Source organism: Guptibacillus sedimenti, from assembly GCF_028610665.1.
Classification (GTDB): domain Bacteria; phylum Bacillota; class Bacilli; order Bacillales; family Guptibacillaceae; genus Guptibacillus; species Guptibacillus sedimenti.
In genome coordinates, this window is record NZ_JAQQWV010000001.1 from 784,939 (window position 1) to 800,154 (window position 15,216).

Below are 15,216 nucleotides of genomic sequence, written 5' to 3' on the forward strand. Positions count from 1 at the left end.
ATACACGTGGTATATTGCTAAATTTCAGAATATATTTTATAGTATAGACAGAGGAAATGATCTCGCTCTTTTTTTTGAGACAAAAATGAATGAGCATTCATTCAACAGGGGAGGTTCGCTATGACACGTAGCATTCATAAAGTAGCTGTATTAGGAGCAGGAGTAATGGGATCAGGCATTGCCGCCCACCTGGCGAATGTAGGAATTCCAAGTTTGTTATTGGATATTGCACCAAAAGAACCAAATGAGAAAGAAAAAGCAAAAGGACTTACGCTAGCTGATCGCGCTGTCAGAAACAGACTTGCATCAGAGGCGATTGAGAAGTTAAAGAAACAAAAGCCAGCACCACTTTCCAAAAAAGATCACATTCAATTAATTGAAGCAGGAAATATGGAAGATGATATGGAGCGCTTGCAGGAAGTTGACTGGATCATTGAAGTGGTTGTTGAAAACTTAGAAATTAAGAAAAAAGTATATGAAAAAGTAGATAAGTATAGACGACCTGGAACGATCGTAAGCTCGAATACATCAGGTATATCGGTTGAAGCAATGGCAGAAGATCGCTCAGAAGATTTTAGAAAAAACTTTCTTGGTACTCATTTCTTTAACCCACCAAGGTATTTAAAACTTCTCGAAGTGATTCCTACGAAAGATACTGATCCAGAAGTTCTTTCCTATATGAAGACATTTGGTGAGGATACTCTTGGCAAAGGCGTCGTCGAAACGAAAGATACGCCAAACTTTATTGCGAATCGCATTGGGACATATGGACTTCTTGTAACAGTGAGAGAAATGCTAAACCGCGGCTTTTCGGTTGGTGAAGTAGATTCCGTTACTGGTCCAGCAATCGGCCGTCCAAAAAGTGCCACGTTTAGAACACTTGATGTGGTTGGTCTTGATACGTTTATTCACGTAGCAAACAACGTTTTTGAACAGGTTGAAGGCGATGAAAAAGAAGTTTTCCGTATACCTGAATTTATGCAGGAGATGAAAGAAAAAGGCTGGATTGGAGCAAAAGCAGGTCAGGGCTTTTTCGTAAAGCAAAAAGGTGCAAAAGGTAGCGAAATTTTAGAGTTAAATCCAAAAACGCTTGAGTATGAACCAAGACAGAAATTAAAAACAGCTTCTGTTGAGGCAAGCAAACAAGCAAAATCGAAAGCGGATAAACTGAAAGCGCTTGCTTATGCGAATGATCGTGCTGGTGAGTTAATCTGGAACATTATGAAACCTGTCCTTCTTTATTCTGCAGAGAAAGCCTATGAAATTGCAGACGATATTGATGCCGTCGATCGCGCGATGAAATGGGGCTTCGGCTGGGAAATGGGTCCATTTGAAACGTGGGATGCACTCGGAGTCGAGAAGTCAGTCGCTCGAATGAAAGAAGAAGGGGAGACGATTCCTGAATGGGTGGATCAGATGCTAGCTTCAGGTCAAACCTCTTTCTATCAGCAGGAAGGCGCCACTCAATCTTTCTATCACAAAGGTGATCAGAAAGTAGTTGAAGAGAGTAAAAAGATTATTCATCTTAAAGGACTAAAAGCTCAGAATCGTATAATTAAGAAAAACACAGGCGCAACGCTTCTTGACCTTGGCGATGGCGTGGCAGGGCTTGAGTTTCACTCCCAAAACAATGCGATCGGGATGGATATCCTCCAGATGATTAATGAAGCCGTTGATGAAACAGAGAAAAACTTTGAAGGTCTTGTGATTGGGAACCAAGGTAAAAATTTCTGTGTTGGTGCCAATGTTGCTTACATGTTAATGGAAGCGCAGGATGATAACTTCTTTGAAATTGAAATGGTTGCAAGAAAGTTCCAGCAGTCGATGGGGAGAATCCGTTATTCAAAGAAACCTGTTGTTGCAGCGCCTTTCCAAATGGCACTAGGTGGTGGAGCGGAAGTATGTATGCCTGCCGCTTCCATTCAAGCTTCATTTGAAACCTATATGGGTCTTGTAGAAGTAGGGGTTGGGTTAATTCCAGGCGGAGGCGGAAACAAAGAGCTTTATCTTCGCCAGTTAGAACAAACACCTCCTGGAGTCAATGTCAATCTTACCGATATTGCAGCCAATGTGTTTGAAACCATTGCAATGGCGAAAGTGTCAACATCCGCACATGAAGCAATGGAGCGAGGGTTTATTCGCCCACAGGATGGAATTAGTGCGAATGCAGATCACGTTCTTCACGATGCAAAGGAAAAAGTGCTCTTCCTTGCTGAACAGGGCTATCAGCCGCCTGTTTCTAAAAAGATTCCAGTTGCAGGGGAAGCAGGATATGCTGCCATGCTAATGGGTGCGAAAACGATGAAGTGGAGCGGTTACTTGTCAGATCATGATTTGACGATTGCAACGAAGCTTGCTCACGTTATTGCAGGCGGAAAAGTAAAAGAAGGAACACTTGTTGATGAACAATATCTACTTGATCTTGAGCGTGAAGCGTTCCTCAGCCTGCTAGGAGAGCCAAAAACGCAAGCAAGAATGCAGCACATGTTAGTAAAAGGAAAGCCGCTGCGCAACTAGTATGGAGGAGGGAAGTTTGATGAGAGAAGCAGTTATTGTATCTGGAGCTAGAACACCTGTAGGAAAAGCTAATCGTGGCACGCTTGCAAATATGCGTCCTGATGATCTTGGGGCGATCACCGTGGCGGAAACGCTTAAGCGGGCAGGCGGTTATGATGGTGAAATAGATGACGTAATTATTGGATGTGCCATACCTGAAGCGGAACAGGGGCTAAACGTAGCGAGAATGGTCGGTGCAAGAGCGGGACTTTCAGAAACGGTTCCAGCGATTACGATCAATCGCTATTGCTCTTCTGGCTTGCAAAGTATTGCCTATGCAGCTGAGCGAATTATGCTCGGGCAGTCAGGGGCAATTCTAGCTGGCGGCGTAGAGTCTATGAGTCTTGTACCAATGGGGGGACACGTCATCAAGCCTAACCTGGCACTTGTAGAAGAAAAGCCGGAATACATTATGGGAATGGGTCACACTGCTGAAGAAGTGGCTCGTCGCTTTGAAATTAGCCGAGAAGATCAGGATGCTTTTGCATTAAGAAGTCATCAGCGTGCTGCTCAAGCAATTAAAGACGGTAAATTCCAGGAAGAAATTGTTCCGGTTGAAGTGACGAAGAAGTGGATTGATGCGAAAAACAAGCTACAAGAAAAGAAATTTCTTTTTTCTCAGGATGAAGGAGTACGAGCGGATACATCTTTAGACGTTCTAGGAAAATTGCGACCGGTCTTTAATGTAAGAGGTTCTGTTACAGCAGGGAACTCTTCACAAACAAGTGACGGAGCGGCGAGCGTCCTCGTCATGGATCGTGAAAAAGCAGAGAGCGAAGGATTAGCGCCAATGGCAAAATTCCGATCGTTTGCTGTGGCAGGTGTAGCACCAGAAATCATGGGAGTTGGCCCAATAGAAGCCATTCCGAAAGCACTTCGACTTGCAGGTCTTGAGCTATCAGATATTGGATTGTTTGAACTGAATGAAGCTTTTGCTTCTCAGTCACTGCGCGTTATCCGTAAGCTTGGACTTGATGAAGATAAAGTGAATGTGAACGGAGGCGCCATTGCTCTAGGGCACCCTCTTGGTTGCACAGGAACGAAACTGACCCTTAGTTTAATTCATGAGATGAAGCGTCGCGGTGAGCAGTTTGGTGTTGTGACAATGTGTATCGGAGGCGGCATGGGTGCTGCTGGTGTGTTTGAAATCCTATAAACAATGAAAATGGAGGAATGATCAGCATGTCGAATACAATGAATAAAACAATCAAAGGTGCGAGCTTTCTAGTAGAGGATCAAACAGCTGAAGATATTTTTACACCGGAGGATTTTTCTGATGAGCATGTCATGATGGGGAAAACAACGGAAGACTTCGTACTAAAAGAAGTCGTTCCTCAGCTTGAGAAGCTTGAAAATCATGAATTCGACATTTCACGTAAGCTGCTTGAAAAAGCAGGTGACATTGGTCTTCTTGGAGCGGATGTTCCTGAGGAGTATGGTGGCCTAGGACTTGATAAAATTAGTTCTTCTGTTATAACAGAAAAATTTTCTCGTGCTGGTGGTTTCTCAGTTAGCTATGGTGCGCATGTGGGAATTGGGTCCCTTCCAATCGTATTTTTCGGCAATGAAGATCAAAAGAAAAAATATCTTCCTGGTTTAGCAACAGGCGAGAAGATTGCTGCTTATGCCCTCACAGAGCCTGGATCGGGCTCGGATGCTCTTGGAGCGAAAACAGTAGCGAAACTTAATGAAGAAGGTACGCACTATGTTCTAAATGGTGAAAAGCAATGGATTACAAACTCAGCTTTTGCAGATGTATTTATTGTATATGCGAAAATTGATGGGGAGCATTTCTCTGCTTTTATTGTGGAACGTGACTCTAAAGGACTTTCTACAGGTCCAGAAGAAAAGAAAATGGGAATTAAAGCTTCTTCTACAAGAACATTGATTCTTGACGATGTGATGGTGCCAAAAGAAAACCTTCTAGGCGAAGCGGGAAAAGGTCATGTCATCGCATTTAACATTCTTAACGTAGGTAGATATAAGCTTGCAGTGGGTACAATTGGTGCAATGAAGCGAGGGATTGAGCTTGCAGCTAAATACGCTCTTGAGCGTAAGCAATTTAACACGCCAATTGCAAAGTTCTCTCTTATTCAAGAAAAATTAGCCAACATGGCTGTTGCCACTTATGCAACTGAAAGCTCGACATACCGTACAGGAGGCCTTTTCGAGCAAAAGTTAGGAAAACTTTCTGATGAAGATCAGAAAAACGGGGCTAAAGTAGCTGAAGCAATCGCTGAATACGCAGTTGAGTGTTCTTTAAACAAAGTTTTTGCTTCTGAATCACTTGATTATGTTGCTGATGAAGCGTTACAGATCCACGGTGGTTATGGCTTCATGTCGGAATACGAAGTTGAGAAGATGTATCGTGACTCTCGAATAAACCGTATTTTTGAAGGAACGAATGAAATTAACCGCCTTCTTGTTCCTGGAACGCTAATTCGCAAAACTATGAAAGGTGAATTACCACTTCTTGAAAAAGCAACAGCTCTTCAAGAAGAACTCATGATGCTTACGCCTCAAGAAATTGGAGATGCGCCACTTGAACAAGAAAAGCACCTTGTTGCAATGGCGAAGAAAATCATGTTATTGGCTGCTGGAACAGCAGTGCAAAAGTATGGCAAAGCGCTTGATAAAGAGCAAGAAGTTCTATCAAACATTGCAGATATCGTAAGTGAAATCTACTCAATGGAATCAGCTGTCCTACGCACTGAAAAAGCGATCAACAAAACGAGTGCAGAAAAACAGAACCAAAAGCTTCTTCTTACACAAGTTTTCTGTCAGGAAGCGTTCAATCGCATTGAGGCACATGCCAAAGAAACGTTAGTGGCTGTTGAAACTGGCGATTCTCTACGAATGATGATTTCTGCTCTTCGTAAACTGTCGCGCTACACGCCAATTAACGTAATTGCAAAGAAACGTGAAATTGCTGCTACCGTACTGGAACAACAACGCTTTACTGTTTAATTGACCAAGATTATGTAATTCAATGATTTAAAATCACTTCCAAACCAAACTCTCTTTTTATCCCTCCAACAATGGGGGGATTTTTTTCTCCTTATTAGGAAATATAAAGAGTGGATTTATTAAAGGATATTAGTTTTTTATGCCGAAAGCTACTTTTAGAGAAGCGTCTGTATTTGTCCTCATCCTGTCATGTGGTAAACTATCCATAGAATCACATGATGCCTTTAAGGAGGAACAGATTTGCCCATTACATTTTATGCCTATCCTAAATGCGGGACATGCCGTAAAGCAAAAAAATGGTTTGAGCAAAACGATGTAGAAGTAAATGAAATTCATATCGTAGAAAATCCGCCGTCGAAAGGTGAATTAGCTACAATGGTTAATCAGAGTGGATTACCAATCAAGAAATTTTTTAACACAAGTGGTCAGAAGTATCGAGAGCTTGGTTTAAAAGATAAAGTTGCCTCATCTTCTCAAGATGAATTGCTCGATATCCTTTCATCTGATGGGATGTTAATAAAGCGCCCATTAGTAACAGATGGACAGAATGTGACAGTCGGATTTAAAGAAGATGTTTTTGAGGAAATGTGGAAACGATAAAATAGTTGCTTAATTAATAATAACTATTATACGATAGTTATTGTAATTAATATAATTGACCTTAATTAAGAGGAATTATTTCAGGGAGGAATTACCAATGAACTTACCAAAAGATTTTCGCTACTCAGAAGAACACGAATGGGTACAAGTACAAGAAGACGGAAACATCCGAATCGGTATTACAGATTTCGCTCAATCAGAACTTGGAGACATCGTATTTGTTGAGCTTCCAGAAGAAGGTGACACAATCGAATCCGACGAGCCATTTGGTAGCGTTGAGTCTGTAAAAACTGTATCCGAGTTGTACGCACCAATCTCAGGCAAAGTTCTTTCTGTCAATGAAGATTTAGAAGACAGCCCTGAATTTGTTAATGATTCTCCATATGAAAAAGCATGGATGGTTGTTGTAGAACCTTCTGAGCCTTCTCAAATTGAAGAACTGATGACTGCAGAAGCTTACGAAAAAATGGTAAGTGAAGACGAATAAAAAATCAATGTGTTGTGGCATCACCCATTCACAAAATAAATGATGAGATGGAACGGTTCATCATACACTCTAATTAGTGGTTCTTTTTTGTTTTAGTCATCTGTTAGTCACATAGAGGCTTTATGGAAAGAAACGATATAGAGGAGATGATCCAAATGATTGATACTTCTCGTCCTATGGTAAGAATTGATGTCACGAACAAGATTCATGGTAAATTTGATCAAAAAGCAATGAATTTGTATCTGAACAAAGAAAAAATCGGCCGTATTTTATTTTCTGATCAGGGCAATCGCTACGAATTATCAGACGGATACGAATTTGATCAAGATAAAATTTACCACTATGAACAAGTTTTAGAGCAAAAGGCAAAGTATGTCGAAGACTGCGACCTCGGCTGGTGTTAGTAAGAAAAGCGAAAGCGCCTGTTTATCCCCGACAAGCTTAATGTCTTCAAAAAAAAACGGCCAACTGGCCGTTTTTTTTTATGCTTTATTTTTACGAATGTATTTAATGGTCGTAATCAATCCATCAGCTGAAGGTCGTCCGAATGGACTGGACTGGAGAAACTGTGCCATCAGTTTACCGTTCTCGTCGATTAGGAAAATGGCTGGTTCGCCATGTTCACCATGATCTTCGTAAGGAGCGTCTTCCCGATGCATCATAACGCCATAAGAGTCGATTGCAGCGTTTTCGTTATCGCTTAAAACTGGGAACTCAAGGCTGTGTTTTTCTTTCATTTTTCGAAGCGATTCTAATTCGTCTTTCGCGATTGCAATCGTGTGGACGTCTAGTTTCTGGAATGCGCCTAGATGTTCTTGTAGTTCTTCTAACTGTTCGTTACACACAGGACACCATTCACCTCTAAAAAAGACAAGCATATGCCAGCGGTTATCTTCTTGTTGATGCTGTTCAAATTGGAACAGCTCACCTTCTGTGTTAATTAGTGAAAAAGAGGGTGCCTGGTCTCCAAGTTTTAATTTAGCCATTTTTACCACTCCATTCTTTAATCATATTCATTTATTTCCACGAGTTGAGCATGATAAAACATAATTGCATGGTTTAACTGCACGGTGGTTAAGGGAAAATAGGTATTGGAAAAGAAAATCACCTATGGAGGTAATGATAATGGCTTTGTCGAAGGAAGAATTACAGCAATTTAAAAAACAGTTACTTGATTTAAAGAAAGAGCTTTTAGATAGTGGTGCTAGTCATCGCGATGAAAATGCGGCATTATCCGATGAGACTGGAGAATTAACGTCGTACGATAATCATTTTGCTGATATGGCTTCTGAGTTGGACCAACGTGAGAAGGATATTACTTTAGAAGATGCAGCAAGAGAAAGATTGAGTTTAATTAATACAGCACTTGATCGTATTCGTGAAGGAAACTATGGCATTTGTGTGGATACTGGAGAAGAGATTGATAAAGAACGCCTTGAAGCCATTCCTTATGCTATTCGTACGAAAGAAGCACAGGATAACTTAGAAGAGGCGAAAGAAGATAGCCGACCAGATGATGAAGCTACTTTTGAGACCGCAGGTAATAGAGAAGATGATCGTCTACGTACAGTTGATGATCTTCAAAGAGAACACGGTAATTCGACTTCCGAAACGTATCTAGAAGAAGAAGATCCGGATAAAGAAACGGAGTAATTGACCGTTACCTGGCTCAATAGCTGTTGTATAATTATATCCCGTCAGCTAATCTACTTCTAAAGTGAAACGATTTGCTTCCAACCACCATATGCTATAGCAATGCATTGATACGACAGCTTGAAATGGAGCGTTGTGCCATGAATGATAAAGTAATTATTGTCGAAGGAAAAACAGATAAACAGCAGCTAATGAGAGTATTGGATGAACCTGTTCATATTATTTGCACCTATGGAACAATTAGCTTTGAGCGACTTGAGGAATTAAGTGAGGAACTTGAAGAGAAAGACGTGTTTGTACTAGTTGATGCAGATGATGCAGGTGAGAAATTAAGGCGACAATTAACGCAGGAAATTCCCCACGCAGAACATCTTTATATCACAATGCTTCATCGTGAAGTAGCAGAGACACCGCTAAATTATTTAACAAGAATTTTAAGAGCAGCTAAGTTTAAAGTATTAACTGTATAATGTAAGTAAAAGATTAACGAAGGGAAGCTTTAAGTAGCTTCCTTTTGGTCTTAAAGGGATTGAGGCATATTGATGCAAGATATTACTGACGAAGCTTTGATTAAAGAGCTTTTAGAAAAAGAAGGTAGTGTTATATTCTTCTATACTCCCTTTTGTCAGACATGTAAAATAGCAGAGCGAATGTTACATATTGTTACAGAAGCAAAAGAGATGGACACAGTTGTATATACGTGCAATTTGAATTATTTTCCTTGGGTTGCCGAAGTGCTTGAAATACAAAGTGTTCCTGCATTAACAATTATTGGTGGAAAAGATGAAAATCGGATCCTTTTTGCATTTGAATCTGTGGTAACAATCGATAAATTTCTTAATTAAAGTAAATTCGTTTGATGAATTTTGACCATCTAGTCGTTTTTTATAAGATGCAAAAACCCTGTCTGCAAGGGAAAAAATGAATATATAATTTGCTGAAAATTAAGCAAGATTAATAATGATAAGATAATATAACAGGAAGTAAAGAAACAGTAACATTGTCATAAAATTGTATTTTCGTTGATGCTGATTGAGTGGTATAACTGAATAGAGTCACCATTCCACTGTTTTGTACGGATGGTGGCGCATTTCATTTTCTAACCTATTATAGAATTTCCAAAACTTAAAAACATCTAAGAATTCAACCCGAAAAGCGGTCTAGTTGAGATTGACTGCAATATGAGAGGTGTATAACATGACAACCATTTCAATCAGCGCAATGGGAAATTTCGCTAATAAAAATGAAAACAAAAAAGAGACTATTACTTTAGAAGATAAAGTTGATCGTATACAGAATGGAAATCAAGCGTTACGCAATCAGCTTTTAGAAGACTATCAACCTTTTATTAAGAAAATCACGTCTAAAGTTTGCAATCGCTATATAAATCATTCGATGGATGAGTTCAGTATAGGACTATCCGCTTTTAATGAAGCTATGGATCAGTATCGAAAAGGCCAGGGAAGCAGATTTTTAACATTTGCTGATATGGTGATTAGAAGAAGAGTGATCGATTATATTCGAAAAGAAGCGCGACAGAATAAGTATATTTACCTTGAACCTGAGGAACTTGATGAGGAAGGTCGGCTAGAAGATAGCTTTGCAGAACAAAAAGCCGCCCTTGATGTATATGAAATTGATAAACAACGTGAAGTACGAATGTTTGAAATTGAGGAATATGAGCAGTTGCTGAAGAAGTTTAGTATTACGTTTAAGGTTCTTAGCAAAAACTGTCCGAAACATATTGATGCTAGAGAAAATGCCAAGATGATTGCGAAATTAATCGCAGATGATCACGTTCTTTCAGGATACTTATTAGAGAAAAAGCAGCTCCCTATAAAAGATTTGCTGGCGCTCGTTACATGCAGTCGCAAAACGATTGAACGTAATCGAAAGTATATAATAGCAGTTGCATTAATTCATTTGGGTGGATTTAATGCTCTGAAATCTTATATACAGTAGTTGGAAAAAAGGGGGCCAGGGGATGAAAAAAGGGGTCATTATGGACATTCGCGGAAGAAAGGCAGTTGTGCTAACTCCTGATGGAGAATTTTCAACGATCAATCTGAAGCGAAATCATGCGTTAACAATCGGCTCTGAAATTAAACTTGCACCAAAACCACTAAATAAGAAAAAAGGTTATTTTACCCCCTCTATGCCCACCCTGGCCGGTATGGCAGCAATTCTATTGTTAGTCGTCATCGTAACAGGCGTTATTCCTGTTAGACAGAATGATGTAGTTGCAGCCTATGTAAGCTTTGATATCAATCCAAGTATTGAGGTTGGAGTTAATTCTGATCTTGAAGTTATTCAATATCAAGCATGGAATTCAGACGGTGAAGGGTTGAAATTAGAACGGGATACAATGAATATGCCACTTAGCGAATTTGGAGGATTACTTGTCTCGAAACTCGATAACGAAGGCTATCTAGAAGAAGATCGGGAATTACTCATTGTCGCTTCGAACGTTAAAGCAAAAGAAAGTAAAGGGATCTCCGGGGATCTAGAAGCCGTTATCCAAGGTATAGAAAAGAATAACGCACTTGTTAATCAAGCAGTTGCCATTACAACTATTCTTGATGCTGATTACAGTATGCGCGAAAAAGCAATAGAACATGGGATATCTCAAGGGAAATATATGGCCTACCTCGCAGCCATTGATCGGGGAGCTTCTTTGTCAATGGACGAAGTACGTAATCTATCTGTGAAAAAGATGGATGAAATGCAACCCGAAAGTATGACCGCCGCTGAGGGGAAAGAATCGGAAGACCCTAATGAATCCAAAGTGAAAGATACGCCAACACCTATTGAAGATTCTGTTGTTCAATTAAACGACAAAAAAGTACCTGATCAAGAGGATGAAAACGGAGAACTTATCCTTAAACAACCTGAACAAAAATCTGTTCCTGAATCAAAAGACAATCAATCGAATAATGTTAATTCCAATGAGTCAAAGAAAACCAATTCATCTAGTGGCACGCAGACACAAAAAGATGACAAAGAAGATCAAAATGAAAAAGATAAACAAGATAAAGCAGAAAAAAAAACGGAAACTAAAGTAGAAAAAGAACAAGAAAGAGAAAAAAAGCAAGCTGCAAATCAAAATAGTAAAATAGATAAAGCTCAAGAAAAAGCTGAAAATAAGGATGAGAAGGCACAAGAAAAGGCTGAAAGAAAAAGCGATGAGGCTCAAGAAAAGTCTGAGAAGAAAGACGAAAAAGCGCAAGACAAAGAGGAAAAGAAAAGCGAAAAAGCTCCAAAGAAAGAAGACCCAGAAGATAATAAAGGCAAGTCTGAAGAAAAGAAAAAAGATTCGTGAAGCATCATGCTATTATTCATTTTATATCCATTATTTAAGCCAGAAGGATTCCTCTGGCTTTTTTTTACTTCATGATGGATGGAAGAGCTTTCGCAATATCGAGGAAAGAAGATTGGTCATTAAAAACCTTAACAATTTGATGATCTTTATCGAGTAGAACTGTTGTTGGAACTCCAGTACATCCGTAATCATCATACGTTTCTCGACCATTGTCACGCAATACAGGAAAAGGAAGGTCGTTTTTTATCGTAAATTCTTTCCCCGCTTCCTCTGATCGTTCTCGTCCAGTAACATTTATTGTTAAGAAGGCCAGCTTTTCGAGATCAGCATGGTCGTAAAATTGTTCTTTCATCGGCATATCTTTCATACAGTCAGGACACCAGGATGTCCAGAACGTTATCATCACTGGTTTTCCAACAAAGTCAGTAAGGCGAATGACGTCGCCACTATTCATATCCTCTAATGCAAAGAAGGGTGCTTCCATAGTTGTTCACCTCTTTTAAATGGTCTATCGTTACCTTATCAAAAAGTTCATTCTAACGAAAGATTTCTGGTCATAGACTGTTTTATCCCTGAGTTCAAAAGAATAAAAATTCCGAAAAATGTTTGACACTAATGCGCCACCTTGCTAAAATAAACACAATTAATTAAAAACGAAATATTCTTACTTATCTAGAGAGGCGGAGGGACTGGCCCTATGAAGCCCGGCAACCGTCAAACCAATCCTGGTTTGAAAAGGTGCCAAATCCTGCAGGAGAAATCCTGAAAGATAAGCGGAGCTGATGAATAAATCAAGCCTCTCTGTCTTTCAGAGAGGCTTTTTATTTTAAGTAAAAACAAGCAGTATTTGTTTGAAAGGAGTGATAGGGGTTTGGATAGAGAGACGATATACGAAGATCAGACGGTATCGATTGGTTCGTTAATGCTGGAATCTGGCAATGAACTTCATGACGTCGAACTTGCCTATGAACGTGTGGGCCCTAGGGGAGCGCCAATGATTCTTGTCTGTCATGCTTTAACAGGAAATCAGTATACAGTCGGTCATGAAGAAGCTGGCTGGTGGAAAGGATTAATTGGGAAAGGTGCTTCTATCGATACTTCAGATTTTCAAGTTATTACATTCAATGTCCTTGGGGGATGTAATGGCTCGACAGGACCACAATCGATCAACCCAGTTACGCAGAAGCGTTACCAAGCCGATTTTCCGTTTGTTTCTGTAAGAGACATGGTGCATTCTCAGAAAAAAGCGCTAGAGGAACTTGGTATTCACCACCTGCATGCTGTCATTGGTGGATCTCTTGGAGGGATGCAGGTACTTGAATGGGGGCTCCTCTATCCAGATTGGATGGATCATCTTATTCCACTTGCCGTCACACCAACCCTGAACGCCTATGGAATTGCTTATAATGCCATTTCTAGATTTGCGATTACGAATGATCCGAACTGGAGGAATGGTTACTATAGTAGTGATCAAGCTCCAACATCTGGGCTTGCAACCGCAAGAATGATTGGGATGGTCTCCTATCGAACGGATGAAATGTTCCAAAAAAAATTCGGTCGAGGCGTTAAAGGGGCTTCAGTTAGCCATAAAGAACCACAATACGATGTCGAATCCTATCTTCATTATCAAGGAAATAAGCTTGTAAGCCGATTTGATGCAAATAGCTACTTATATTTGTTAAAGGCGATGGATAACCACGATATTGGCATTGAAAGAGGCAATCTTACCTTAGTAAACAAAAGATTCAAAGCAAACATACTCGCAATTGGGTTCAAAGGGGATCTGATTTATCCACCAGATGAATTAGAAAAGCTTTTTCAACAAGGCTCATCCTCTCAGTTTTATCTTGTCGATACAAAATTTGGTCACGATGGGTTTCTCGTTGAGTTTGATAAATGGGGACCGCTTATAAAAGAACAACTTACAATGATAAACAAAATCGAAGGAGTGAAGTGAAATGGCAGATAAAAAATATCATTTAGAGACGATTGGCATTCATGGAGGGTTACAAGCAGATCCTGCTACGGGAGCTAGAGCACTACCAATCTATCAATCCAATGCTTATCGGTTTGACAATACTGACCATGCCGCTGATTTATTTGCATTAAAAGAAGAAGGGTTCATCTATTCAAGGATTGGAAATCCAACTGTCGGAGCACTTGAAGAACGAATTGCTCAGCTTGAAGGTGGCGTTGGAGCACTTGCACTAGCAAGTGGTATGGCAGCCATTACTACGGCGATATTAAATGTTGCAAATAGCGGAGATGAAATTGTTTCAGCATCGACTTTATACGGTGGAACGTACAATCTCTTTTCTGCTACACTTCCGAAATATGGGATAAAAACCAACTTTGTTGACCCGGAAAATGTGGAATCTTTTAGGCAAGCCATTACACCAAACACGAAAGCCATTTTTGCTGAAACGATTGGGAATCCGGGTCTTCACGTATTGGATATTGAAAAAGTTGCTGAAATTGCACATGATGCGGGCATACCACTGATTATTGACAATACGTTTGCAACACCTTATTTGTGCCGCCCAATTGAACACGGAGCAGATATCGTCGTTCATTCAGCGACAAAGTGGCTTGGTGGAAATGGCTCAACGATGGGAGGTATCATCGTTGATGGAGGAAAGTTCGATTGGAACTCCCCTAAATTTCCTGGATTCACAGAGCCGGATCATACGTATCACGGCATCGTTTTTGCTGAAGCACTCCCAGAAGCTGCGTACATTGTTAAAGCAAGAGTGCAGCTACTAAGAGATACGGGTGCTGCGCTTAGTCCATTTAACGCTTTTCAAATAGCTCTTGGCGTTGAAACGCTACACGTTCGCATGAAAGAGCACATTGCTAACACGCGAAAGCTAGTTTCTTATTTGAAAGACAATCCGGCCGTTGAATGGGTGAGCTATCCTGAAGAAGAGGATCATCCTTCACATCAACTTGTTCACAAATATCTTCCGAAAGGTGCCGGTGCTGTTGTTGTATTCGGCATTAAAGGAGGTCGTGAAACAGGTGCAGGGATTATCAATGCCGTTGATCTCTGGTCTCACGTGGCAAATGTTGGTGATGCGAAAAGTTTAATTATCCATCCAGCAAGTACCACTCATCAGCAACTAAGTACTGATGAACTAGTGGCATCTGGTGTAAGAGACGATCTGATTCGACTCTCTGTCGGAATTGAACACATTGATGATTTAATTGATGATTTAGATCAAGCGATCGCAAAAGCAAAAGTCGAAGCTAGCGTCTAAGAAATATTAGTAGAAAACCCTTTTCTCAATTTAGAAGAGGGTTTTTTGCATGTTTCCTATTTTTCGTTCAAGTAAAGTTTGCCTATTACACGACAACTGTAAATGTTCATAAACATCTTTAAAGGTAACGTAAGCTATTAACTATGCAACTTTAATAATGGAATTTGATAAATATGCTTCTGCATAAATGAACAAAATGCGTAAGGTTTCTATAGAAAGAAAAGATCGATCATTGAGTAAGTTGGAACCAAGCACGTATTTTCAATGGAGGCATTATAAAATCGATCACTTTTTGCTAAGATGTCGGCATCATTCAAGTGCAATGGTTTAAGTAGAAAACAAAAGGGGTTAAATAATTATGCAATGGTAGCTGTCTA

15 protein-coding genes and 1 riboswitch are annotated in these 15,216 nt (G+C 40.0%); of the genes, 13 read left to right on the forward strand and 2 right to left on the reverse strand.

Annotated elements, in window-relative coordinates; all coding sequences use genetic code 11:
* The first annotated feature begins 120 nt into the window (after nucleotides 1–120).
* The 6 genes from PQ578_RS03825 (at nucleotide 121) to PQ578_RS03850 (ending at nucleotide 7,014) form a co-directional block, all read left to right on the forward strand.
* Nucleotides 121–2,517: a 3-hydroxyacyl-CoA dehydrogenase/enoyl-CoA hydratase family protein gene (locus tag PQ578_RS03825; protein WP_273832265.1), complete on the forward strand. Its 2,397-nt coding sequence runs from the start codon at nucleotides 121–123 to the stop codon at nucleotides 2,515–2,517.
* Between the two features lie 19 nt (nucleotides 2,518–2,536).
* Nucleotides 2,537–3,712 (forward strand): acetyl-CoA C-acetyltransferase, encoded by a 1,176-nt coding sequence (locus PQ578_RS03830; RefSeq protein ID WP_273832266.1) that lies wholly within the window; start codon nucleotides 2,537–2,539, stop codon nucleotides 3,710–3,712.
* A 26-nt stretch (nucleotides 3,713–3,738) separates the two neighbouring features.
* The gene (locus PQ578_RS03835) at nucleotides 3,739–5,523 is read left to right on the forward strand and encodes an acyl-CoA dehydrogenase FadE (protein WP_273832267.1); all 1,785 of its coding nucleotides are present in this window, start codon (nucleotides 3,739–3,741) and stop codon (nucleotides 5,521–5,523) included.
* Between the two features lie 240 nt (nucleotides 5,524–5,763).
* Nucleotides 5,764–6,123 carry an arsenate reductase family protein gene (locus tag PQ578_RS03840; RefSeq protein ID WP_273832268.1) on the forward strand — a complete coding sequence of 120 codons (360 nt, stop codon included), beginning with the start codon at nucleotides 5,764–5,766 and terminating at the stop codon, nucleotides 6,121–6,123.
* Between the two features lie 97 nt (nucleotides 6,124–6,220).
* Nucleotides 6,221–6,610 carry a glycine cleavage system protein GcvH gene (gcvH, locus tag PQ578_RS03845; protein ID WP_098444881.1) on the forward strand — a complete coding sequence of 130 codons (390 nt, stop codon included), beginning with the start codon at nucleotides 6,221–6,223 and terminating at the stop codon, nucleotides 6,608–6,610.
* A gap of 155 nt (nucleotides 6,611–6,765) precedes the next feature.
* On the forward strand, nucleotides 6,766–7,014 hold the full coding sequence (locus PQ578_RS03850; RefSeq protein WP_160917730.1) for a YusG family protein: 249 nt from the start codon (nucleotides 6,766–6,768) through the stop codon (nucleotides 7,012–7,014).
* 78 nt (nucleotides 7,015–7,092) lie between these two features.
* On the opposite strand, the gene PQ578_RS03855 is transcribed toward PQ578_RS03850, so the two are convergent.
* Nucleotides 7,093–7,596, reverse strand: a complete 504-nt coding sequence (locus PQ578_RS03855) for a peroxiredoxin family protein (RefSeq protein ID WP_273832269.1) — start codon at nucleotides 7,594–7,596, stop codon at nucleotides 7,093–7,095.
* A 139-nt stretch (nucleotides 7,597–7,735) separates the two neighbouring features.
* Here PQ578_RS03855 and PQ578_RS03860 point away from each other — a divergent pair, with 139 nt between their 5' ends.
* From PQ578_RS03860 to PQ578_RS03880, 5 genes are all read left to right on the forward strand, one after another.
* Nucleotides 7,736–8,263: a TraR/DksA C4-type zinc finger protein gene (locus PQ578_RS03860; protein ID WP_273832270.1), complete on the forward strand. Its 528-nt coding sequence runs from the start codon at nucleotides 7,736–7,738 to the stop codon at nucleotides 8,261–8,263.
* A gap of 140 nt (nucleotides 8,264–8,403) precedes the next feature.
* Complete coding sequence (locus PQ578_RS03865) at nucleotides 8,404–8,733, forward strand: toprim domain-containing protein (protein ID WP_098444876.1); 330 nt, start codon at nucleotides 8,404–8,406, stop codon at nucleotides 8,731–8,733.
* A gap of 72 nt (nucleotides 8,734–8,805) precedes the next feature.
* Nucleotides 8,806–9,108 carry a thioredoxin domain-containing protein gene (locus PQ578_RS03870; protein WP_224882385.1) on the forward strand — a complete coding sequence of 101 codons (303 nt, stop codon included), beginning with the start codon at nucleotides 8,806–8,808 and terminating at the stop codon, nucleotides 9,106–9,108.
* A gap of 352 nt (nucleotides 9,109–9,460) precedes the next feature.
* Nucleotides 9,461–10,225 carry an RNA polymerase sigma-I factor gene (gene sigI, locus PQ578_RS03875; protein WP_224882387.1) on the forward strand — a complete coding sequence of 255 codons (765 nt, stop codon included), beginning with the start codon at nucleotides 9,461–9,463 and terminating at the stop codon, nucleotides 10,223–10,225.
* 22 nt (nucleotides 10,226–10,247) lie between these two features.
* Nucleotides 10,248–11,582: an anti-sigma factor domain-containing protein gene (locus PQ578_RS03880; protein WP_273832271.1), complete on the forward strand. Its 1,335-nt coding sequence runs from the start codon at nucleotides 10,248–10,250 to the stop codon at nucleotides 11,580–11,582.
* Nucleotides 11,583–11,646: 64 nt separating this feature from the next.
* Here PQ578_RS03880 and PQ578_RS03885 read toward each other — a convergent pair whose 3' ends face one another.
* A complete protein-coding gene (locus PQ578_RS03885) occupies nucleotides 11,647–12,066 on the reverse strand; it encodes a TlpA disulfide reductase family protein (protein ID WP_273832272.1) in 420 nt (139 codons plus the stop codon).
* 181 nt (nucleotides 12,067–12,247) lie between these two features.
* A riboswitch (SAM riboswitch) is annotated at nucleotides 12,248–12,358 on the forward strand.
* Between the two features lie 95 nt (nucleotides 12,359–12,453).
* Between PQ578_RS03885 and metX the strand changes: the two genes are divergently transcribed.
* Both metX and PQ578_RS03895 read left to right on the forward strand, forming a co-directional pair.
* Nucleotides 12,454–13,539, forward strand: coding sequence for a homoserine O-acetyltransferase MetX (gene metX / locus PQ578_RS03890; RefSeq protein ID WP_273832273.1), 1,086 nt, complete (start codon nucleotides 12,454–12,456; stop codon nucleotides 13,537–13,539).
* A gap of 1 nt (nucleotide 13,540) precedes the next feature.
* Nucleotides 13,541–14,839 carry an O-acetylhomoserine aminocarboxypropyltransferase/cysteine synthase family protein gene (locus tag PQ578_RS03895; RefSeq protein ID WP_273832274.1) on the forward strand — a complete coding sequence of 433 codons (1,299 nt, stop codon included), beginning with the start codon at nucleotides 13,541–13,543 and terminating at the stop codon, nucleotides 14,837–14,839.
* Nucleotides 14,840–15,216 lie beyond the last annotated feature (377 nt).

Bases quoted from the DNA above. Each gene is read 5' to 3' on its own strand.
- PQ578_RS03825 (WP_273832265.1), top strand. From the start codon at position 121: ATGACACGTAGCATTCATAAAGTAGCTGTATTAGGAGCAGGAGTAATG.
- PQ578_RS03880 (WP_273832271.1), top strand. From the start codon at position 10,248: ATGAAAAAAGGGGTCATTATGGACATTCGCGGAAGAAAGGCAGTTGTG.
- PQ578_RS03865 (WP_098444876.1), top strand. From the start codon at position 8,404: ATGAATGATAAAGTAATTATTGTCGAAGGAAAAACAGATAAACAGCAG.
- gcvH (WP_098444881.1), top strand. From the start codon at position 6,221: ATGAACTTACCAAAAGATTTTCGCTACTCAGAAGAACACGAATGGGTA.
- PQ578_RS03860 (WP_273832270.1), top strand. From the start codon at position 7,736: ATGGCTTTGTCGAAGGAAGAATTACAGCAATTTAAAAAACAGTTACTT.
- PQ578_RS03885 (WP_273832272.1), bottom strand. From the start codon at position 12,066: ATGGAAGCACCCTTCTTTGCATTAGAGGATATGAATAGTGGCGACGTC.
- PQ578_RS03850 (WP_160917730.1), top strand. From the start codon at position 6,766: ATGATTGATACTTCTCGTCCTATGGTAAGAATTGATGTCACGAACAAG.
- PQ578_RS03835 (WP_273832267.1), top strand. From the start codon at position 3,739: ATGTCGAATACAATGAATAAAACAATCAAAGGTGCGAGCTTTCTAGTA.
- PQ578_RS03855 (WP_273832269.1), bottom strand. From the start codon at position 7,596: ATGGCTAAATTAAAACTTGGAGACCAGGCACCCTCTTTTTCACTAATT.
- PQ578_RS03870 (WP_224882385.1), top strand. From the start codon at position 8,806: ATGCAAGATATTACTGACGAAGCTTTGATTAAAGAGCTTTTAGAAAAA.
- PQ578_RS03830 (WP_273832266.1), top strand. From the start codon at position 2,537: ATGAGAGAAGCAGTTATTGTATCTGGAGCTAGAACACCTGTAGGAAAA.
- PQ578_RS03895 (WP_273832274.1), top strand. From the start codon at position 13,541: ATGGCAGATAAAAAATATCATTTAGAGACGATTGGCATTCATGGAGGG.
- sigI (WP_224882387.1), top strand. From the start codon at position 9,461: ATGACAACCATTTCAATCAGCGCAATGGGAAATTTCGCTAATAAAAAT.